Source organism: Sphingobium sp. SG1, assembly GCF_057063145.1.
In genome coordinates this window covers 257,517-278,206 of the sequence record NZ_JBVVOJ010000003.1, presented here as the reverse complement: position 1 = coordinate 278,206, position 20,690 = coordinate 257,517, and the positions used below count along the sequence as shown (strand labels likewise).

At 66.5% G+C, this 20,690-nt stretch carries 18 protein-coding genes; 6 read left to right on the top strand and 12 right to left on the bottom strand.

Annotation, left to right across the window (positions count from 1 at the left end; translation table 11 throughout):
• The first annotated feature begins 20 nt into the window (after positions 1–20).
• The 5 genes from gcvH (at position 21) to AC0KVN_RS09250 (ending at position 5,126) form a co-directional block, all read left to right on the top strand.
• Complete coding sequence (gene gcvH, locus AC0KVN_RS09270; RefSeq protein WP_004207946.1) at positions 21–392, top strand: glycine cleavage system protein GcvH; 372 nt, start codon at positions 21–23, stop codon at positions 390–392.
• 131 nt (positions 393–523) lie between these two features.
• Positions 524–1,882: an aminomethyl-transferring glycine dehydrogenase subunit GcvPA gene (gene gcvPA / locus AC0KVN_RS09265; protein ID WP_435566746.1), complete on the top strand. Its 1,359-nt coding sequence runs from the start codon at positions 524–526 to the stop codon at positions 1,880–1,882.
• Positions 1,879–3,450 (top strand): aminomethyl-transferring glycine dehydrogenase subunit GcvPB, encoded by a 1,572-nt coding sequence (gene gcvPB / locus AC0KVN_RS09260; protein WP_435566745.1) that lies wholly within the window; start codon positions 1,879–1,881, stop codon positions 3,448–3,450. The genes gcvPA and gcvPB overlap by 4 nt, the downstream gene beginning before the upstream one ends.
• Before the next feature lie 73 nt (positions 3,451–3,523).
• Complete coding sequence (locus tag AC0KVN_RS09255; RefSeq protein WP_435566744.1) at positions 3,524–4,168, top strand: DUF938 domain-containing protein; 645 nt, start codon at positions 3,524–3,526, stop codon at positions 4,166–4,168.
• Between the two features lie 76 nt (positions 4,169–4,244).
• Complete coding sequence (locus AC0KVN_RS09250) at positions 4,245–5,126, top strand: hypothetical protein (RefSeq protein ID WP_435566743.1); 882 nt, start codon at positions 4,245–4,247, stop codon at positions 5,124–5,126.
• On the opposite strand, the gene AC0KVN_RS09245 is transcribed toward AC0KVN_RS09250, so the two are convergent.
• The 8 genes from AC0KVN_RS09245 to AC0KVN_RS09210 all read right to left on the bottom strand — a co-directional run bounded on the left by AC0KVN_RS09245 (position 5,083) and on the right by AC0KVN_RS09210 (position 15,623).
• Entirely contained in the window at positions 5,083–7,074 is a 1,992-nt protein-coding gene (locus tag AC0KVN_RS09245) for an ATP-binding protein (protein WP_483656080.1), read from the bottom strand. The genes AC0KVN_RS09250 and AC0KVN_RS09245 overlap by 44 nt on opposite strands.
• A 122-nt stretch (positions 7,075–7,196) precedes the next feature.
• Positions 7,197–8,429, bottom strand: coding sequence for a serine palmitoyltransferase (spt, locus tag AC0KVN_RS09240; RefSeq protein WP_004207938.1), 1,233 nt, complete (start codon positions 8,427–8,429; stop codon positions 7,197–7,199).
• Between the two features lie 133 nt (positions 8,430–8,562).
• A complete protein-coding gene (locus AC0KVN_RS09235) occupies positions 8,563–8,808 on the bottom strand; it encodes an acyl carrier protein (protein WP_279729241.1) in 246 nt (81 codons plus the stop codon).
• A 164-nt stretch (positions 8,809–8,972) separates the two neighbouring features.
• Complete coding sequence (locus AC0KVN_RS09230; protein WP_004207936.1) at positions 8,973–9,251, bottom strand: ETC complex I subunit; 279 nt, start codon at positions 9,249–9,251, stop codon at positions 8,973–8,975.
• A 56-nt stretch (positions 9,252–9,307) separates the two neighbouring features.
• Positions 9,308–11,758: an ATP-dependent helicase HrpB gene (gene hrpB, locus AC0KVN_RS09225; protein WP_435566742.1), complete on the bottom strand. Its 2,451-nt coding sequence runs from the start codon at positions 11,756–11,758 to the stop codon at positions 9,308–9,310.
• A gap of 270 nt (positions 11,759–12,028) precedes the next feature.
• Positions 12,029–13,489 (bottom strand): arylsulfatase, encoded by a 1,461-nt coding sequence (locus tag AC0KVN_RS09220; protein WP_287428923.1) that lies wholly within the window; start codon positions 13,487–13,489, stop codon positions 12,029–12,031.
• 121 nt (positions 13,490–13,610) lie between these two features.
• Positions 13,611–14,390: a TSUP family transporter gene (locus AC0KVN_RS09215; RefSeq protein ID WP_435566741.1), complete on the bottom strand. Its 780-nt coding sequence runs from the start codon at positions 14,388–14,390 to the stop codon at positions 13,611–13,613.
• 207 nt (positions 14,391–14,597) lie between these two features.
• Complete coding sequence (locus AC0KVN_RS09210; RefSeq protein ID WP_004207933.1) at positions 14,598–15,623, bottom strand: polyprenyl synthetase family protein; 1,026 nt, start codon at positions 15,621–15,623, stop codon at positions 14,598–14,600.
• A gap of 161 nt (positions 15,624–15,784) precedes the next feature.
• Between AC0KVN_RS09210 and AC0KVN_RS09205 the strand changes: the two genes are divergently transcribed.
• Complete coding sequence (locus AC0KVN_RS09205; RefSeq protein WP_004207932.1) at positions 15,785–16,063, top strand: chorismate mutase; 279 nt, start codon at positions 15,785–15,787, stop codon at positions 16,061–16,063.
• Positions 16,064–16,202: 139 nt separating this feature from the next.
• Here AC0KVN_RS09205 and AC0KVN_RS09200 read toward each other — a convergent pair whose 3' ends face one another.
• The 4 genes from AC0KVN_RS09200 to AC0KVN_RS09185 all read right to left on the bottom strand — a co-directional run bounded on the left by AC0KVN_RS09200 (position 16,203) and on the right by AC0KVN_RS09185 (position 20,685).
• Positions 16,203–17,177: a cupin-like domain-containing protein gene (locus AC0KVN_RS09200; RefSeq protein WP_435566739.1), complete on the bottom strand. Its 975-nt coding sequence runs from the start codon at positions 17,175–17,177 to the stop codon at positions 16,203–16,205.
• A gap of 72 nt (positions 17,178–17,249) precedes the next feature.
• Complete coding sequence (locus tag AC0KVN_RS09195) at positions 17,250–18,152, bottom strand: DMT family transporter (protein ID WP_435566904.1); 903 nt, start codon at positions 18,150–18,152, stop codon at positions 17,250–17,252.
• A gap of 45 nt (positions 18,153–18,197) precedes the next feature.
• Positions 18,198–19,658 carry a GntP family permease gene (locus AC0KVN_RS09190; protein ID WP_435566738.1) on the bottom strand — a complete coding sequence of 487 codons (1,461 nt, stop codon included), beginning with the start codon at positions 19,656–19,658 and terminating at the stop codon, positions 18,198–18,200.
• On the bottom strand, positions 19,651–20,685 hold the full coding sequence (locus tag AC0KVN_RS09185) for a patatin-like phospholipase family protein (RefSeq protein WP_004207927.1): 1,035 nt from the start codon (positions 20,683–20,685) through the stop codon (positions 19,651–19,653). The genes AC0KVN_RS09190 and AC0KVN_RS09185 overlap by 8 nt, the downstream gene beginning before the upstream one ends.
• Positions 20,686–20,690: the final 5 nt, after the last annotated feature.

Genomic DNA, 20,690 nt, shown 5'->3' with positions numbered 1-20,690 from the left:
GCTTTTCGAGGAGAGCAAGCATGAGCCGCTATTTCACCGACGAACATGAATGGATCGACGTTGCAGGCGACATCGCCACCGTCGGCATCACCGACTATGCGCAGGAACAGCTGGGCGACATCGTGTTCGTCGAACTGCCCGCCGAAGGCACGACCTTCGAAAAGGGCGACGACGCCGCTGTCGTGGAATCGGTCAAGGCCGCGTCCGACGTCTATGCCCCGATCTCGGGCGAAGTCGTCGAAGCCAATGGCGCGCTGGAAGACGAGCCGGCGCTGGTCAACAGCGATGCCGAGGAAGATGGCTGGTTCTTCAAGCTGCGCATTGCTGATGCGAGCGAGCTGGAAGGCCTGATGAACGAAGCCGCCTACAAGAAGTTCGTGGCCTCGCTTTAATCTAATAGTTCCCCTCCCGCTTGCGGGAGGGGTTAGGGGAGGGCGTGTAGCGCCATCTCCTTCACAGACCCTCCCCCGGCCCCTCCCGCATGCGGGAGGGGAGGCTCGTGGGAGAGGGGGGAGAAAACGAAATGCGCTACCTACCCCTTACCGACACCGACCGGCAGGACATGCTGTCCGTCATCGGCGCGGAGACGATCGATGACCTGTTCATCGACGTGCCCGCCGAAGCCCGCCTGAGCGGCACCATCGCCGGCCTGCCCGATCATGCCAGCGAACTGGCGGTCGAGCGCCACATGGGCGCGCTCGCTCGCAAGAATCTGTCGGCAGGGGAAGCACCCTTCTTCCTGGGCGCCGGCGCCTACAAGCATCATGTTCCCGCCAGCGTCGATCATCTGATCCAGCGCGGCGAGTTCCTGACCGCCTACACGCCCTATCAGCCGGAAATCGCGCAGGGCACGCTGCAGGTGCTGTTCGAGTTCCAGACCCAGGTCGCCCGCCTGCTGGGCGTGGATGTCGCCAATGCCTCCATGTATGACGGCTCGACCGCCTGCTGGGAAGCGATCGGCATGGCCCGCCGCATCACCAAGCGCGGCAAGGCGCTGCTGTCGTCCGGCCTGCACCCCCATTATGTCTCGGTCGCCAACACCATGGCGAAGTTCACCGGCGACGCGCTGGTGCATCAGGCGCCGACGCTGGACGCCGCGACCGACATCGACGCGCTGATCGCATCGATCGACAAGGACACGTCCTGCGTCGTCGTCCAATATCCCGACATTCTCGGTCGCATCGCCGACCTGACCCCGCTGGCCGATGCCGCGCACGCAGCCGGCGCGCTGCTGGTCGCGGTCGTCACCGAGCCGGTCGCGCTGGGCGCGATCAAGGCGCCGGGCCATATGGGCGCGGACATCGTCGTGGGCGAAGGCCAGTCGATCGGCGTCGGCCTCCAGTTTGGCGGTCCCTATCTCGGCCTGTTCGGCTGCAAGCAGAAATATGTCCGCCAGATGCCGGGCCGCCTGTGCGGCGAGACGGTCGATGCGGCCGGCAAGCGCGGCTTCGTGCTGACGCTTTCGACCCGCGAGCAGCATATCCGCCGCGAAAAGGCGACGTCGAACATCTGCACCAACTCGGGCCTGTGCGCGCTGGCGTTCAGCATCCACATGACCCTGCTGGGCGAGAAGGGCCTGCGTGAGCTGGCGATCCTGAACCACGGCCTGGCCGTGCAGGCTGCTGACCGCCTCGCCAAGGTGCCGGGCGTGACCCTGCTCAATGACGGCTTCTTCAACGAATTCACGCTGGTCCTGACCAAGGATGCGCGCGACGTCGTCCGCAACCTCGCCGACAAGGGCGTGCTGGCGGGCGTTTCGCTCGGCCGCCTGTTCCCGGACGCGCCGGAGATCGGCAACGGCCTGGTCGTCGCCGTGACGGAAACCGTCACGCCGGAGGATATCGAAACGCTTGCCGCAGCGCTTGAGGAGGAACTGGCATGACCATGTTGAAGGAAGGTCGCCCGACCACCCCGCAGGCCGTCGCGCAGGAGCATATGGCCCCGGAAACCGCCACCGGCAACCGCGCGCTGATGCTGGAGGAAAAGCTGATCTTCGAGATCGGCTCGACCGACACCACCGGCGTCGATTTCGCGCCGGTGCCCAAGGTGGCCAGCCGCCTCGGTTCGCTCGCCCGCACCGACAGCATCGGCCTACCCGGCCTGTCGGAACAGGAAACGGTGCGCCATTACACCCGCCTGTCGCGCCAGAACTACGCCATCGATCTTGGCCTGTTCCCGCTCGGCAGCTGCACCATGAAGCACAACCCGCGCCTCAACGAAAAGGTCGCGCGGATGCCTGGTTTCGCCGACATCCACCCGCTGCAGCCGCAGTCGACGGTGCAGGGCGCACTGGCTGTCATCCATGAACTGGCCGCCTGGCTGGTGACGCTGACCGGCATGCACTCGGTCGCCATGTCGCCCAAGGCGGGCGCCCATGGCGAATTGTGCGGCCTGCTGGCGATCCGCGCCGCGCTCGAAGCCCGTGGCGACGCCCGCAGCGTCATCCTGGTGCCCGAAAGCGCACACGGCACCAATCCCGCCACCGCCGCCTTCTGCGGCTACAAGGTCGAGGATATTCCCGCGACCCCGGATGGCCGCGTCGATCTGGAAGCCTTGAAGGCCCGTCTGGGACCGGACGTTGCGGCGGTGATGATCACCAACCCCAACACCTGCGGCCTGTTCGAGCGCGACATGAAGACGATCTCCGACGCGGTCCATGCCGCCGGGGCCTTCGTCTATTGCGACGGCGCGAACTTCAACGCCATTGTCGGCCGGGTCCGCCCCGGCGACCTGGGCGTCGACGCGATGCACATCAACCTGCACAAGACCTTCTCGACGCCCCATGGCGGCGGTGGTCCGGGTTCGGGTCCGGTGGTGTTGTCGGAAGCGCTCACGCCCTTCGCGCCGCTGCCTTTCGTGGAAAAGCAGGGCGACAAGTTCGTGCTGGTCGAAGAGGAAACGGCGGAGGATCACCACGCCCAGACCTTTGGCCGGATGGTCGCCTTCCATGGCCAGATGGGCATGTTCACCCGCGCGCTGACCTATATCCTCAGCCACGGCGCCGACGGCCTGCGCCAGGTCGCGAGCGATGCGGTGCTGAACGCCAATTACATCCTGCGCAGCCTAGATGACGTGCTCGACGCGCCCTTCGGTGCGGCTGGCCCGTGCATGCATGAGGCACTGTTCAGCGACAAGGGGCTGGCCGAAGGCTTCACGACGCTGGATATCGCCAAGGGCCTGATCGACGAAGGCTTCCACCCGATGACCATGTATTTCCCGCTGGTCGTCCATGGCGCGATGCTGGTCGAACCGACCGAGACGGAAAGCAAGGCGGCGCTCGATCAGTTCATCATGGCGCTGCGGAGCCTCGCCGAACGGGCCAAGGCGGGTGACGAGGCGCTGAAGGGCGCGCCCTATCACGCCCCGCGCCGTCGCCTCGACGAGACGCTGGCCGCGCGCAAGCCGGTGCTGACCTGGTCCGAACCGGACCTGGCGGTCGCCGCCGAATAAGCCGGACGCAAAGGGCGGTGGAGGATCTCCACCGCCCTTTTTGCATCGGCCGGCCACAGACAAGGATTTGTCCATGACACAGGACGCCCCCGCACCCTGGACGCCGCAGGGCGACGGCCCCGATCCGCGCCGCCATGCCCCCGCGACGCTGCGCAACCGCGATGCGATCGCGGCTGTCCTGCGGGACGAACTGCCCGATGCCGGGCTGGTGCTGGAAGTGGCGAGCGGCAGCGGCGAACATGTCGTCCACTTCGCCGTCGCGTTCCCCGCGCTCGATTGGCAGCCCAGTGATCCCGATCCCGCGGCGCTGGCCTCGATCGCGGCGCTGCGCGGCGACGCCAATCTGCCCAATCTGCGCGCGCCACTGCTGATCGACGCGGCGGGCGCCGACTGGCCGATCGATACGGCCGACGCGCTCCTGTGCATCAACATGGTGCATATCAGCCCCTGGGGCGCGACGCTGGGCCTGCTCGCCAGCGGCGCGCGATTGCTGGCGCCGGGGGCGCCGCTGATCCTCTATGGCCCCTATGTCGAGGATGATGTGCCGACCGCCCCCTCCAATCTGGCGTTCGACCGATCGCTGAAGGATCGCAACCCGCAATGGGGCCTTCGGACCCTGACCGATGTCGACCGGGCGGCGGCCGATGTCGGGTTGGCACGCACGCGCCGCGTGGCGATGCCGGCCAATAATCTGATGCTGGTCTATCGCCGGGGATAGGGCGCTGATGGTCGTGCGCGCATGATCCGCGCAAGATGCTTCCACCCGGCGGAATCAGGCTCTAAAGCGCTTGGCGATGACCAACAGCCTGTTCTCGCTCGTCGCTGCCGAACTGTCCGCGCCGGCTGATCCGCGCGCGGCCGCCATGGCGGGGGCGCTGGCGGCGAAATATCCCGGCGCGGCGCGGGCGGTGCTCTTCTACGGCTCCTGCCTGCGCGAGGCCAATCTCGACGGGCTGATGCTCGATTTCTACCTGATCGTCTCCGATTATGAGGCGGCCTATGGCAAGGGCTGGCTGGCGCGCGCCAACCGGGCGATCCCGCCCAATGTGTTTCCGTTCGAACATGGCGGCCTGATCGCCAAATATGCCGTGCTGTCGGAGGCCGACTTTGCCCGGCTGAACAGCATGAAGGCGGACAATGTCTCGGTCTGGGCGCGCTTTGCCCAGCCCTCGCGGCTGCTGTGGTCGGCGGATGATCTGGCGCGCCAGCGCGCGCTGGCGGCGGTGGCGCAGGCCGCGCCGACCCTGTTGTCGCTCGCCCGGCCGATGGCGGACGGGCAGGGGGATGACCCTGTCGCGCTGTGGAAGGCCGGCTTTACCCTGACCTATAATGCCGAATTGCGGGCGGAGAAGACGGGGCGCTCGCTCTCGATCGTCGATGCCGATCCCGATCGTTATCGCCGCTTCGGTGCGGCGGCGCTGGCCGAGGGACTGCCGCCGTCGCCCGATCATGCGGACAAGGTCTGGCGCGGGCTGCAGCGGCGCGGCAAATATCTCTCGGCGGTGCGCCTTGCCAAGGCGAGCTTCACCTATGCCGGCGGGATCGATTATCTGGCGTGGAAGATCAACCGCCATGCCGGCACCGCAATCGAGATCAAGCCCTGGCAGCGGCGCTGGCCGCTGCTGGGCGCGGTCACTCTGCTGCCGCGGCTGTTCCTGGGTGGTTCGATCCGCTGAGCGCGTTCGACAGTGCCAGGCCCAGGGCATTGAGCGTATAGGGCTTGCGCAGCACCTCATGCCCCCGGAAATCGTCGCTGTCGGTCGCATCGCCGGTGAAGCCGGTGACGAACAGCACCGGCAGATGGCGCATATGGGCGGGCAGGGTGCGGATCATTTCCGGCCCGGTCATGTCGGGCATCAGCACGTCGCTCATGATCAGGCCGATATCGGCATTGTTGCTGAGCAGCTTGGCCGCCTTGCTGGGATGGTCGCATGCGATCGGCAGGTGGCCGAGTTCGGCCAGCGCCGCCATGGTCTGGTTCAGCACGCGCGGATCATCCTCCACCACCAGGATGCGGGTAGGGGGATGGAGCGTGTGCAGCTGTTCGCTCGCCGGGGCCTCTGCTGCGGCCTCCTGCTCGGTCAGGATGCGGCGCGGCAGGTAGATATGGACGCTGGTGCCGGTGCCCAGTTCGGATTCGATGCGGATTTCGCCCTGGCTCTGGCGTACGAAGTCGAAAATCTGGCTGAGGCCAAGGCCGGTGCCCTTGCCGACCGGCTTGGTGGTGAAGAAGGGCTCGAACACGCGGGCGGCCACCTCGGCCGTCATGCCGCAGCCATTGTCGGTGACGCTGACGGTGACATAGTCGCCGGCCGGGCATTCGCCGATCTGGTTGGCGGCAAGCTGTGCCTGGCCGGTCGAGATGGTCAGCTTGCCCCGGCCCTCCATCGCGTCGCGGGCGTTGACGCACAGGTTGAGGAGGGCGTTTTCCATCTGATGCTGGTCGACGAAGATGCGCCAGCCGCTTGCCTTGTGGGCGAAGCTGACGATGATCTGGTCGCCGATCGTGCGGTCGACCAGATCGGCCATGCCGCGCAGCAGGCTGTCGGGATCGACAGCATTGGGCAGCAGCGGTTCGGAACGGGCAAAGGCGAGCAGGCGGCGGGTCAGCGCGGCGGCGCGGTTGGCGCCCTCCATCGCATTGTCGAGATGATGGCCCGCCTCGGCCGGCTTCAGCCGCAGCTTGCGCTTGGCCAGTTCCAGCCCGCCGACGACGACCGCCAGCATATTGTTGAAGTCATGGGCGATGCCGCCGGTCAACTGGCCGACCGCGTCCATCTTCTGCATCTGGCGCAGATTATCCTCGGCGGCGGCGCGTTCGGCGGATTCGCGCTTCAACTGCTCATAGGCGTCCGACAATTCGCTGGTGCGGGCGGAAACGGCCTCTTCCAGCCGGTCGGCGCGTTCCGCCTCCATATCCGCCATGCGGCGCGCGTTGCGCCGTTCGGTATAGGCGGCATTGACCAGCCACAGCGCGAACAGCACGCAGACCAGCAGGGCGAGGCCGACCATGCGCGACGTCTTGCCGACCAGTTCGGTGCGGTCGCCCGCCAGGCTGACGGCCAGGCTGCGTTCGCGCAGCCGCGCATTTTCGGCCTGGATCACCAGGTCGATCAGCGCCGTCAGTCGCTTGATATCCTGCGATCGCCCGGCCTGATGGAATTGCGCCAGCGCGCCCATCTTCTGGTCATAGGTGGTGCGCAGGCCGATTTCGCTCAGCGTCTTGCCGCGCTGTTCGAAGGCTGCCTGGAGCGCGCGGACATTGCCGCGCTGCCAGTCGGACTTGCGGGTGGCATAGGTCAGCGACTTGAGCTGGCTGGCGGCGGTGCGCCACTGGTCCTGGAACAGCCGGCCAGTGTCGGGGTCGAGGCTGATGACATAGCGGGCCAGCGTCACTTCGGCGCGGGCGGTCTTGGCCTCGAAGGCGCGGGCAAGCGCCATGATTTCCCAGCTGCGCTGCTGTTCGGCAAGCGCGCGCTGGTGATCGCGCGAGGCGCTGCTGGCGCTGTAGAGCAGGGCGCCGAGCGATCCGATCAGCAATATGCCAAGGACCAGGGGCATGTAGCGCCGCGCCGCGGCGCGCCAGCCCCGGTCCTGTTCATCGATCACTTCGCGTTCCGCCATATACCGTTACACTAACCGAACTATGTTAACCGCGCGAATATGCAGGTTAGATGGTTCCGCTGCTGTAGCAGATTCTATCGCAGGAAATACCCGGTCGATCGTCGGAGTGTCGAAAAGCGCGATCAGTTGATCGCGCCGGTGGCCTTGCCGGCGGTCTCGAACATGGCGATGATCTGTTCGACCTGCTCGTCGCTATGTTCGGCGCAGAGCGAGCAGCGCAGCAGGAAGGTGCCGGCCGGGGTTGCCGGCGGGCGCGCCATGTTGACGTAGAGACCCAGCTCCAGCAGCGTCTGCCACATCGCCACCGCCTGCATCTGGTCGGTCAGGATGACGGCGATGATCGCCGACTGCGGCGTGGCGCTGCCCAGCTTGAAGCCGAGGTCGGTCAGGCCCTGGTGCAGGCGCTGGCTGTTCTTCCACAGATGGGCGCGCTTCTCGCCGGCATGCATCAGCTTGCGGATGCTGGTCGCGGCGGTGGCGACGACGCTGGGCGGCAGCGATGCGGTGAAGACATAGGGGCGGCAGACGAGGCGCAGGATCTCGAACTTGGGATGGTTCGAGACGCAGAAGCCACCGACCGTGCCGACCGACTTGGAGAAGGTGCCGACCACGAAGTCGATCTCGCCCTCGACGCCCTGTTCCTCATAGGCGCCACGGCCATTGGGGCCGAAGAAGCCCATGCCATGCGCTTCGTCGCACAGGATCATGCAATTGGGGTGCTTGCGGATGGCGGCGACCATCTCGGGCAGCGGCGCGACGTCGCCCAGCATCGAATAGACGCCTTCCAGCACGACCAGCTTCAGCGCATCGGCGGGCAGGCGGCCCAGGCGCTTGTCCAGATCCTCGACGCTGTTGTGGCGGAAGCGGACGATCTCCGCATTGCCCATGGCGCAGCCATCATAGATGGAGGCATGGCTGTCGGCGTCGAGCACGACATAATCGCCCTTGCCCGCGAGGGTGGAGATGATGCCCAGGTTCGCCTGATAGCCGGTCGAAAAGACCATGGCGCCCGACGTGCCGTAGAACTCCTTGAGCGCGTCCTCGACTTCCTTGTGGCCCTGATAGGTGCCGTTGAGGACGCGGCTGCCGGTGGTGCCGGCGCCGAACTCGTCCAGCGCCTTCTTGCCGGCTTCCACCACGTCGGGATCGAAGGTCATGCCCATATAATTATAGGTGCCGAGCAGGATGGTTTCCTTGCCCTTGATGATCGCGCGGGTGGGCGAGAGCACCTGGTCCATGACGATCGCATAGGGATCGCGCACGCCCGTCGCCAGCAGCGCCTCGCGCTCGTTGATCAGCGGATCGAACTTGGAGAAGAGATCGCGGGTTTCGGTAGCGATGGCGGCGTCGGTCATAATATCAATGATCCCAAACCCGTTCGTCCTGAGCGAAGTCGAAGGACGCTGCTGAGCGAAGGCGAAGCATGGAGCCTCGGCTCCGCTCGGCAATGGGCTTCGACTTCGCTCAGCCCGAACGGTAGTTAAAGTGTCAGGCGGCCTTGAGCTTGGCGACCGCGTCGACCAGCTGGCCCACGGTCTCGATCTCGGCCTGCATGTTCATGGTGATGATGATGTCGAACTCGTCCTCGATGGCGGCGACGAAATCCATCACGGTCAGGCTGTCCCATTCCAGGTCGCCGGCAAAGGTGGTGGCTTCGGTCAGGTCGACGCCCTTCTTGTTGAAGGGGGCGATCTGCGCTGCGACGCTGTCGAAAATCTCGCTGCGATCGGTCATTATCTCTTCAATCTTTCCATGAAAGCACGGCTTTTGCCGCCTTGGCTTGCTCTTTGGCAAACGAATAAGGCGTCAATCGGGCAGCATCTGGGGCAAAATGCCTTGTTCGCGGCGCGCCGTGTCGCGCCGCGCTCTGCTATTCCAGCCTCGAACGGGCTGAAGGATCAGCGGAAATTGTCGGCGTAGGCCTGAATTTTCAGCGTCTTGGGCGGGGTCGCGATGACGGTGTAGGCGATCTTCTCGCGCTCGGCATAGGCGACGGCCGCGTCCTGCGAAGAGAAGCTGAGCTTCAGCTGCTGCTTGGTGTCGCCCGAGCCGGCCCAGCCGGTCAGCGGATCGGCCTTCTTCGCTTCGGCGGGCGCATATTCCAGCACCCACTTGTGAGTCAGCGCCTTGCCGGACTGGAGGGCGTTCTTCTGGATCTGGTAAATGCGCGCGGTCATCGCGATGGAACTCCGTAAAATCGTTATTGTGCGTTGCACCAGCGGTCGCCGTGAAGTCAAGAGTTGCGGCGCGCGTCCGCATTTTTGGTGCGCAATGTGGCATTGGCGCTCGCCGGATCGTCGGGCCAGGGGTGGCGGGGATAGCGGCCGCGCATTTCCTTCGCCACGTCGCGCCAGTTGCCGGCCCAGAAGCCGGGCAGGTCGCGCGTCGTCTGGATCGGCCGGCCGGCGGGGGATGTGAGCGAGAGGACCAGCGGGATGCGCTGGTTGCCGACGGTCGGGTGTTGCGACAGGCCGAACAGCGCCTGCACCCGCAATTCCACGCGCGGGCCACCCTCGGCCGCATAGTCGATCGCATGGGTGGAGCCGGCGGGCGATCGGAAATCGGGCGGGGCGAGCCGGTCGAGCTGCTGCTTGCCGTCCCAGCCGATCAGCGTTTCGAGCACGCCCGACAGTTGCGACCGGTCGATGTCGGACAGGCGGCGTTTGCCCGCCAGCAGCGGCGGCAGCCACTCGTCCAGCGTGTCGATCAGCGCGGCGTCGGACAATGCGTCGATCCCGGCAAAGTCCGCCCGCATCCGCAGCGATTGCGCGGCTTCCGACCAGGGCAGCAGGGCAAGGCCGCCCTGCCGCACGCCATCGACCAACGCGGCGACCACGGCATCGGGGTCGGGCCGGTCATCGGAGCCGGAGGACAGGCGCACGGCACCCAGCCGCCGCTCCCGCAGCGCCTCGATCCCGCCATTGGCCGGGCGGAACTTCACCGTGCGATGTTCGGCGATGCGCTCGCCGAACAAAGCGATCACCTCCGCCTCGCCGATGGGGGCGGCCGACAATATACGCGCGCCTGCGGCGCTGCCCTGCACCTCGCCCACCGCCAGCCAGGTTTCGCTGGCCAGCGGCGAGAGCGGATCGAGCCGGAAGCCGCGCCCGCCCACGCTGGCCCAGTCGGCGCCATCGGCGGAGCGGCGCTTGGCGACGCGATCGGGAAAGGCAAGGGCGAGGCAGAGGCCGACATCGTGCAGTCCGCCCTCTGCGGGCGGTCGCGCATCGACCAGGCGCGCCCAACGCTTGGCGAGGCCGCGTCCTGCTTCGGCTCGCTTGCCGCCCTCGCGCCGCCAGCGCTGGAGCCGCAGGGTGAGGTCGGTATCCTGTCCGCCCAGGCCGCGTTCGCCGAGCAGGACCGCGATCTCGGCGGCGGTGCGGGCGAGGCCGCGCTCACCGGCACGCACCAGCATATGGGCGATGCGCGGCGCCAGCGGCAGGGTGGCGAGCGCCTTGCCATGGGCCGTGATGCGGCCGTCGGCGTCGAGCGCCTCCTGGGCGGTCAGTCGCTTGGCGGCCTCGGCCACGGCAGCGGGGGGCGGCGCGTCGAGCCAGCGCAGGCTGGCCGGGTCGCCGACGCCCCAGAGCGCGCAGTCGAGCAGCAGGCTGGACAGGTCGCTTTCCAATATTTCGGGCGGGTCGAAGGGCGGCATGCCCGCCGTTGCCGCGGCCTCCCACAGGCGATAGGCGACGCCGGGGCGCTGGCGCGCGGCACGACCGGCGCGCTGGGTCGCCGATGCCTGGCTGGCGCGTTCGGTGACGAGGCGGGTGACGCCGGCGGCGCGGTCATAGCGCGGACGGCGGGCAAGGCCGGAGTCGACGACGATGCGCACGCCATCGATGGTCAGGCTGGTTTCGGCAATCGAGGTGGCCAGGATCACCTTGCGCCGCCCGTCGCGCGAGGGGCGAATGGCGGCGCGCTGGGCCGCCGGATCGAGAGAGCCGTGCAACATGTGGACCTCGAACGCGCCACCCTCGATCCGTTCGGCGGTGCGCTCGATTTCCCGGACGCCGGGCAGGAAGGCGAGCAGATCGCCCTCAGCCTCCTCTTCCAGCGCGCGGCGGATGGCGGCGGCCATCTCATCCTCGATCCGCTTTTCGGCATGGCGGCCGATAGGACGCAACTCCAAGGGCTGGATCTTGCCCTCGCTCTCGATCACCGGCGCGCCATCGAGCAGCGTCGAGAAACGCGCGCCGTCGAGCGTTGCCGACATCGGCAGGATACGCAGGTCCGGGCGCAGCGCCGCCTGCGCGTCGAGCGCGAGCGCCAGGCCGAAATCGCTGTCCAGGCTGCGCTCATGCACTTCATCGAACAGCACGGCGGACACGCCGGCCAGTTCGGGATCATCCTGGATGCGGCGGACGAAAATGCCCTCGGTCAGTACCAGCAGGCGCGTCTTCGAGCTGACCTTGCTGTCCATCCGCGTCGCATAGCCGACCGTGCCGCCGGGCTGCTCGCCCAGCATCTCGGCAATGCGCTCGGCTGCGGCGCGCGCGGCGAGGCGGCGGGGGGAGAGTAGCAGCACCTGGCCGTCGCACCAGGACTGGTCGAGCAGCGCCGGTGCCACCGCCGTCGTCTTGCCCGCGCCCGGCGGCGCCACCAGCACGGCATTACTGCTAGCGCGAAGGGCGGCGAGCAGGTCAGGCAGGACGGCATGGATCGGCAGGGCGGGGGCGGTCATGGCCGTTCCTCTGACGCCAATGCACCGCGACCACAAGTCGGCTGTGCGGCTATCGTGCCGGCGGCCTGGGCTTGGAACAGCAGAGCACGTCTACGATGATCCAGTGATCGGCGAATTTCCCGATGGGGGAATGGTCATGACCTGGAGCGTCGGGAAGGAAGGGCTGTGGTCCCGAGCGATGTTGTGCCGGTCGGGGCGGACGGCACGGCAAGCGCTTCCTGTTCAAAAGAGAAAGGGGCTGCCGCAGGCTTGTCTGCGGCAGCCCTGACTTCAATCCTGCGCTGCGTGTTCCTTGAACTTCTCGATCAGCTTGGAAAAGTCGCCCGACATGGCCTCCTGCCGTGGCGGGAACTCCTGGAAGGTCATGACATGCCTCGTCATGAAGTCGATGATCGGCAACAATACCCAGCCCTTATGTTCGGCCAGCTTGCGATTGACGTCGCCCCATTGCCGCTCGAACGGGTCCATCAGGATGTTGGTGATCATCGGTCGCCCGAGATGGACAAGCGGATTATCCCACTTGCCTTCCATCTTGGCGGCGATCGTCACCTTCCATGGGCCGTAGCGGACCGCCGTCAGGTTGGTTTCGTCATAATAGAAATAATGTTTGCGGGCCGATGGCCCCTTGCCGGTGAACAGCGCGGTCTGGTCATAGCCGTCGAGATGCACCTTGTAGGTCTTGCCGTCATGCTCGACCCCGGCCTTCAGCTTCTTGTCGATGTCCGGCATGCCGACCAGCGCCGCGAAGGTCATGAAGAAATCTTCCATCGCGACGATCTCGGGGCTGACCTGCCCGGCCGGAATCTTGCCCGGATAGCGGATGACGCAAGGGACACGCACGCCGCCTTCCCAGGTCGTGCCCTTGTCGCCGCGGAACGGTGACGTGCCGCCTTCGGGCCACATATATTGATATGCGCCATTGTCGGTGGTGTAGACGACGATCGTGTCCTCGACGATGCCGAGGTCTTCCAGCTTGGCCAGAAGCTGGCCGACATGGCCGTCATGTTCGGCAAGGCCGTCGCCATAAATGTCGGCCTCGGACGCCCGCGAGACACCCTTGCGCTCATCAAGCATATGCGTGAACACATGCATGCGGCTGGCGCAGTGCCAGATGAAGAAGGGCTTGTCCGCCTTCACCTGCCGCTCCATGAAATCGGACGACTTGGCGACGATTTCGTCATCGATCGTCTTCATCCGTTCCGTCGTCAGCTGGCCCTCATCCTTGGTCGGACCGTCCGCGGTTCCCGACACGATGCCGCGCACGCCCCATTTCTGTTCGAATTCCTTGGTCTGCGGGCGATCGGGATCTTCCGGATCTTCATTGGCATTGAGATGATAGAGATTGCCGAAAAACTCGTCGAAACCATGGCGATGGGGCAGGTGCTCCTCGCGATCGCCCAGATGGTTCTTGCCGAACTGCGCCGTGGCATAGCCTGCCATTTTCATGATCTGGGCGATTGTGGGGTCTTTTTCCGACATGCCCTGCGGCGCGCCGGCGCAGCCAACAGTCGTCAGGCCCGTGCGCGCCGGCATCTGTCCCGTGATGAACGCCGCGCGCCCGGCCGTGCAGGATGGCTGGGCATAGAAGGACGTCAGGCGGATGCCTTCATGGCCGATCCGGTCGATGTTGGGCGTGGCCACCCCCATCGTGTCGCCGCCAAAGGAACTGATGTTCCAGTAGCCGATGTCATCCCCGAAAATGACCAGGATGTTGGGTTGCTTCTTCGCCATGCTGAGTCTCCGATCCTGATGGATGGACGGGAGGCTAGCGGCGAGCGGGCCGCGACGCTGCATGGGGATAATCCCGAGAAGCGGCGGGGACATCCCCTATGCCCGGCGAAGGGGCGGGGGCCTAGCCGAACAGATAGATGTGGATCGGGTTTTTCGGATCGAGCAGCATCTTGGTCGTCAGCGCCAGCGACATGATGATGAGCAATGGCTTGATCAGCTTCGAGCCGAACCGCATGGCAAGGTGCGATCCGATCTGGCCGCCGGTGATCGATCCGACCGCCATGGCGAGCCCGGCAATCCAGATGACATGGCCGCCCGCCACCATGGTCAGCAATCCCGCGACATTGGAAGCGAAATTGGCCGCCTTGGTCTGGGCGGTGGCGCGCAGCAGCGACAGGCCGCCCAGCGCCAGGAAGATGGTGGTGTAGAAGGCGCCGGCGCCGGGCCCGAAAAAGCCGTCATAGAAGCCGACCACACCGATCATGCCGGACAGGCCCCACATGCCGACGCGGGCATGGCGATCGGCATCGCTGAGCTTGGGCGAGAAGGTGAAATAGGCGGCCATCGCGATCAGCAGCGCAGGCATCAGTCCCGCCAGGATCGACGGATCGACCCGTTGCAGCAGCCAGGCGCCGCCGATCGACCCGATGAAGGCGGCGATCACCGGCCCCTTGTAGGTCGCAAGGTCCATATGGCCGCGCCGGGCATAGGCGACGCAGGCGCCGAAGGTGCCAAGGCAGCTTTGCAGCTTGTTTGTCGCGACCGCCGGCACCGGCGGTACGCCGGCGGCAAGCAATGCGGGCAGGGCGATCAGGCCGCCCCCGCCCGCCATCGCGTCGATGCAGCCGGCCATGAAGGCAGCGGCCATGAGGAAGGCGATGGTTTCGGGGGACAGGATCATTATATTTACCCCGTTCGGGCTGAGCGAAGTCGAAGCCCGCACCAGAGCGAAGCGAAGGAACTTCGCCTGCGGCTCAGTTTTGCCCTTCGACTTCGCTCAGGGCGAACGGATATTGGAAGGGGAAACGAGCAGAAGTGCCCGTCTCCTCAACTTATGGTCTGCCGCATTTTCCGAGTCAGCGGACGTGCCGTCCGCTTCGAAAATGCTTCAGTACGCTCGTGCTATCGCGAATTCGACCGCTTCGGTAAGGGCCGCTTTGGCCTTGCCGGCATCGAACATGCCCAGCGCGTCGATCGCGCGCTGCCCATAATGGCGGGCGCGGGCCAGCGTGTCGGCGATGGCGCCGGTCTGGCGCAGCAGCTGCGTCGCATGGGCCAGATCCTCGTCGCTGATGCGATGGCCCGAGATCGCGGCCTTCCAGAAGGCCTTGTCCTCGTCCGACCCGCGCGCATAGGCCAGGATTACCGGCAGCGTGACCTTGCCGTCGCGGAAATCGTCGCCGGCATCCTTGCCCATGGTGGCGCCGTCCGATTCATAGTCGATCGCGTCGTCGATCAGCTGGAAGGCGATGCCAAGGTTGCGGCCATAGACGTCGAGCGCATGTTCCTCCGCTTCGCTGCGGTCCGCGACCACGGCGGAAATGCGGCAGGCGGCGGCGAACAGGGCGGCGGTCTTGGCGCCGATGATGTCGAGATATTGTTCTTCGCTGGTGTCGATCTTGCGCTGGGCGGTCAGCTGGTTGACCTCGCCTTCGGCGATGATCGCCGATGCGCCCGACAGAATCTTGAGCACCTTGAGCGACTCGGCCTCGACCATCAGCTCGAACGAGCGGGAGAAGAGGAAGTCGCCGACCAGCACCGAGGCGCTGTTGCCCCAGATGATGTTGGCGGTCTTGCGGCCGCGGCGCAGGCCCGATCCGTCGACGACATCGTCATGCAGCAGCGTGGCGGTGTGGATGAACTCGACCGATGCGGCCAGCTTGTAATGGCGCGATCCGGCATAGCCGACCAGGTCGGCGCAGGCGAGCGTCAGCATCGGCCGCAGCCGCTTGCCGCCGCCGGCGATCAGATGGCCGGCCAGTTCCGGGATCAGCGGGATGCGCGACTGCATCCGGTCCAGGATCACGCTGTTCACCTGGTTCATGCCATCGGCGACGAGCGCCATGATGGGAGCGAGCGAAGGGGCGCTGGTGCGGCCGATCGGGTGGACGTTGCCGGGGGAGGATGCAGTCATGACAAGCGTCCTCTGGCGGGGCAAAAAGCAGATGGCAAGCGGGAATAGCTTGCCTGCGCGGCGCAATGGCGCAAAAAGCGCGCCGGACGATTGATTGACGCATCGCAGTAACGGAAAAGCCACGCCTTTTCCCGCCGCGATGCCGCTGTGGAGAATGCCAGGTGGATGAGACTTTGAAGCGCTATCGCGAGAGCATCGACAATATCGACGCGGCGCTTGTCTTCATGCTGGCGGAACGGTTCAAGGTCACCCAGGCGGTGGGCGAATATAAGGCGACCCACGACCTGCCGCCGGCCGATCCGGGCCGGGAGGAACGCCAGATTTCGCGCCTGCGCCAACTCGCGCTCGACGCCAATCTCGACCCCGACTTCACCGAGAAATTCCTGCGCTTCATCATTGATGAGGTGATCCGCCATCATGAGCGGTTGCGGGAGGGCTGATTTCGAAAAAATGCGCGAAAGAGCGCATTTTTGAGGCGGTGCCAGCCCGCTCCCCCACCCGGCCACCCAACGGCAGTATTCTTTGGGTGGCCGGGTGGGGGAGCGGGCCGGAGCGGTAGCACATTCTCCAGGCAACGCTTTACCCGGCGGGATAATTTTCATGGCCCGCATTGGGCCAGTGGAAATGCGTGTAGGTCAGCATGGTCGAGAAGCTTTCCGATCGGACCTGATGCCACCAGCCGATCGGGATGAAGAGCAGGTCGCCCGGCGTCAGCCGCACCTCGTAGCGCAGCACGTCGCGGGAGCGGGGATAGCGGGCGAGCCGTGCCGGATCGGTCAGGTCGTCGACATCGCTGAAGACATGGCGGTTATGCGCCAGCCGATGGGTCTGCGACGGTGGCACCAGGATGACATGCTTGGTGCCCGTCACCTGCGCCAGCAGATTGTTGGTGAGGTCGAAATGCAGCGGGGTGAACGCGCCCGTGCCGCCGATCCAGAGCATGCCGGGCGTCGGCGCCAGATAGGCGTCGGGATGGCCGAGATCGGCCTGTAGCGGCGCGAGGGCCGGGCCGTTCGCCGCGCTGTTATAGGCGGTCAGATAGGCGTCATTGCCGCCGTCGCGCACCAGGGCGACGAACTGGCGAAAGGGAGCACGGCGCTTGTGCCGGTCCTTGGCCAGCTCATAGTCGGCGGCCTGCGCGCGGCCGCCCTGATATTCGACCTCCGCCGTGCCAATGGCATCGGCCAGATAGTCCGGCGTCCATTTCGCGCGGGCGGGCCAGCCCTCCATCGCCCCCTTGATCAGGACCGGGCGGCCGGGCGCGTAGAAATTGTGGAGGAAATCCTCGCCCGACAGCGCGTCGGCGGTCAGCAGGCCGGAGGCGTAGGGGGACAGGGCGCGCTGCTGCTCCATGACATTCAGCAGCCAGTCGCGCCGCTTGAGCGCGAGCGCGCTGTCGTCGCGCGGCGCTGGAGCCGGCTTGGGCGGCACATGGGGCACGGCATTGGCGGACGGCGCGCCAAAGCCGACCTGGCGCAGGGTCATCTGCATCTGCATGTCCGTCGCCTGCGACAGGATCGAGGGAAGCGGCGGGGTGCGGCCGGATTTGCTCATGACCCGCCCTAGCGCGCGATCATGACCGCCATGTTGCAGGATGTGACGAACCTGTGACGGCGCGGTGGCGGTTCAGGCTGGCTCCACCACCTCGGTCCGCTTGGGCTGCGACCGGCCCAGCAGCACGCCGCCCAACGCCAGCGCGAAGCCGGCGATCTGCACCGGGCCGAGCTTCTCGCCGAACAGCAGCCAGGCCTCGACCGCGGCGAGCGGCGGCACCAGCAGCAACAGCATCGACATGCGCGTCGGTCCCTGGGTCCGCACCAGCCAGACCAGCAGCGACAGGCCGGCCGCCGACAGGCCGAGCACCGACCAACTGAGGCCGATCCACATCATTGGGCTGTTGTCCCAGCGCCATTCGCCCACGATCAGGGTGGCGGCGATCGCCACCAGCGCGCCGCCGGCATTCTGCACCGCGCCCGACACCCAGATCGGATCGCCGCCGATCGTGCCGCGCTGGATTAGCGTGCCGCCGGTCATCGCCAGCACCGCGACGATGCCGCCGATCGCGGGAATGAGCGTGATCGCGCCCGCGCCCGACTTGGCGATCGCCGGCATCAGCACGCAGCCGACGCCCAGGATGGCGATGGCAAGGCCGGTCCAGGCGCGCGCGGGCAAGCGCTCGCCCAGGATCGCGACGCTGGCGACCGCCACCATCAGCGGCTGGGTCGCGCCCAGCAGCGACATGATGCCGGCCGGCATGCCATGGCTGACCGCCCACCAGCTGAGCGTGAGGTAAAGGCCATGCAGCATCGCGCCTGCCGCCAGATGCAGCCCCAATCGCCGGCCGCGCGGCCAGGGCTGGCGCCCATGCAGCGCCAGCGCGCCCAGCAGCAATGCAGTCAGGCACAGGCGCGCTGCCAGGATCAGCTCGGGCGCGCCATGGGGCACCATCGCGCGGGCGACGATGAAGCCGGTGGACCAGATCAGAACGAACAACAGGGATGCGATAATGCCGAACATGGCGCAGCCCATGGCCGATGCGCGCGCGCCTGTCGACCCGGCCAAGGGGCGAAGGGATCAGAAGCTGCCCAGCGTCGACCCGATCAGGATCACGGCGACCAGCGCCGCAAGCGAGCTGACGATGCCGGCCATGGCGATATCCCGATAGGATTCGCGGTGGGTGACGCCGCTCAGCGCCAGCAACGTCACGATCGCGCCATTATGCGGCAATATGTCCAGCGTGCCGGACCCGATCACCGCCACCCGGTGCATGATGGCGGGATCGGTGCCGGTCTGCGCCGCAATCTCCATAAAGGTCGGCCCCAGCGCCTCCAGCGCGATGGTGAGCCCGCCCGAGGCCGATCCGGTGAGCGCGGCGAGCAGGTTGGTCGCCACCGCCAGCGACACCAGCGGCCCGCCGCCCATGCCCAGCACCCAGTCGCGGATCATGTGGAAGGCGGGCAGCGCGGCGATCACCGCGCCGAAGCCGACCAGGCTCGCCACGCTGATGATTGGCAGCACGGCGGCGTTGGCGCCCGAATCGATGCTGTCGCGCAGGCTGACGAGGCGGCCCCGGTTGAACAGGATGATGGCGAGCGTGGCGATCATCAGCGCAGCCGTCACCGACCATATGCCCGCAACCGCGCCCAGGCTGGTGCTGCCCCATAAAGGCTCCGCCAGGAAGGGTGCGTCCCAGGTCGGGAACAGCCAGAGCGAGAGGATGAGGTTGCAGCCGATCATCACCCCGATCGGCAGGAAGGCGATGCCGAGCGAAGGGCGGTCGTCGGTGGGCGCCCCCTTGTCCATTTCGGCCGGATCGAAGGTGGAGGCGGTCGTCGTATGCTCGCGCATCCGCGCGCTGTCGACTGGCACGGCCGGGGACAGGCTGGGATCATAGCCCTCCTGTCGGGCAGCGGCGGTCGCCTGTGCCCGCAGCAGCCAGCCAAGCCCCACCGCCAGCATGATGATCGCGGCGATCAGGCCCAGGCCCGGCGCGGCATAGATGGAGGTGCCGAAGAAGGGCATGGGAATGACATTCTGGATCGCCGGCGTGCCGGGCAGGGCGGTCATGGTGAAGGTCGATGTGCCCAGGATGATGGTCGCGGGCACCAGCCGCCGGGGGATGTTGCCGGCGCGGAACAGCGCCTGCGCCATCGGCACCAGCACGAAGAAGGCGACGAACAGGCTGACCCCGCCATAGGTCAGGATCGCGCCGGCCAGCACCACCGCCATGATCGCGCGGCCGGACCCCAGCCAGCCGATCATGGCGTCGGCAATGGTGCGCACCGATCCGCTGTCGTTCATCAGCTTGGCGAAGATCGCGCCGAGCAGGAAGAGCGGGAAAAACTGGGCGAGGAAGCCGGCGGCGGCGACCATGAAGATCTGGGTCCAGCTCGCCAGCATCGGATAGCCCGAAAAGCTGGCGGCGATCATCGCCAGCGCCGGGGCGAGGAACAGGACGCTCCAGCCGCGATAGGCCATGGCGATCAGCGCACCGAGCGCGACCAATATGCCTAGGAAGCTCAATGCCTCAGACATGGGCGAGCAGCGCGTCGATATCGAGCGTCGATTCCCGGCCGATCGCCTGGCCATGATCCTTCAGGAAATCGTCCGCCGCCTTGCGCCCGATCTTCTTGAGCTTCCACAGGAAAGCCCATTCCGCGTTCAGCTTGGACGAATGGCCGAATTGCAGCATGTCGGCGCTGGCGATGCGGTGGATGCGCATCTTCGCCCATTTTTCGCCCTCGCCATGGCCGGGGTCGGCAACCTGGCGCAGCAGCGCCATCATCCGGATTTCCTGCAACAGCACCGCGTTGAAGGAAATCTCGTTCAACCGGCTGGCAATGTCGCGCGCGGCATAGAGGTCGGTGGCGCGCTCGACCGGGTTCACCTGGATCAGGATGGTGTCGTCCGAATCGCAGTCGCGCACCAGCGGCGTCAGCGTCGGATTGCCCGAATAGCCGCCGTCCCAATAGGCCTCGCCATCGATCTCGACCGCGTGGAACATGGTCGGCAGGCAGGCGGAGGCGAGCAGCACGTCGGGGGTGATTTCGGCATTGCGGAACACGCGGGCCTGGCCGGTGCGCACGCTGGTCGCGGTGATGAACAGGCGGATCGGGCTGGCGGCGAGATGATCGAAATCGACGCATTCGTTGAGGATGTCGGTCAGCGGGTTGAATCCGCCCGGATTGAGATCATAGGGCGAGCAGAGCCGCGCCATCAGGTCCATGCCGACATAGAGCGGCGAATAATCGAGCGTCCAGCGGCCGAGCGCTATGTCGAGCGGGCTGCGGCGGAACGGGCTGAACATCGCCCCGTCCGACACCTTGCTCCAGAAGCGGGTGAGGGCGCGGCGGGCACCCGGCGCGCCGCCATGGGCATAGCCGCTGGCCAGCACGGCCGCGTTCATCGCCCCGGCCGACGTGCCGGATATGCCGTCGATCCGCAGCCAGGGTTCCTCCAGCAGGCGGTCGAGCACGCCCCAGGTGAAGGCGCCATGGGCGCCGCCGCCCTGCAGGGCCAGGTCGATCAGGCGGCTTTGCGGTGCGGCAGTCGGATCGGGCATCGGGC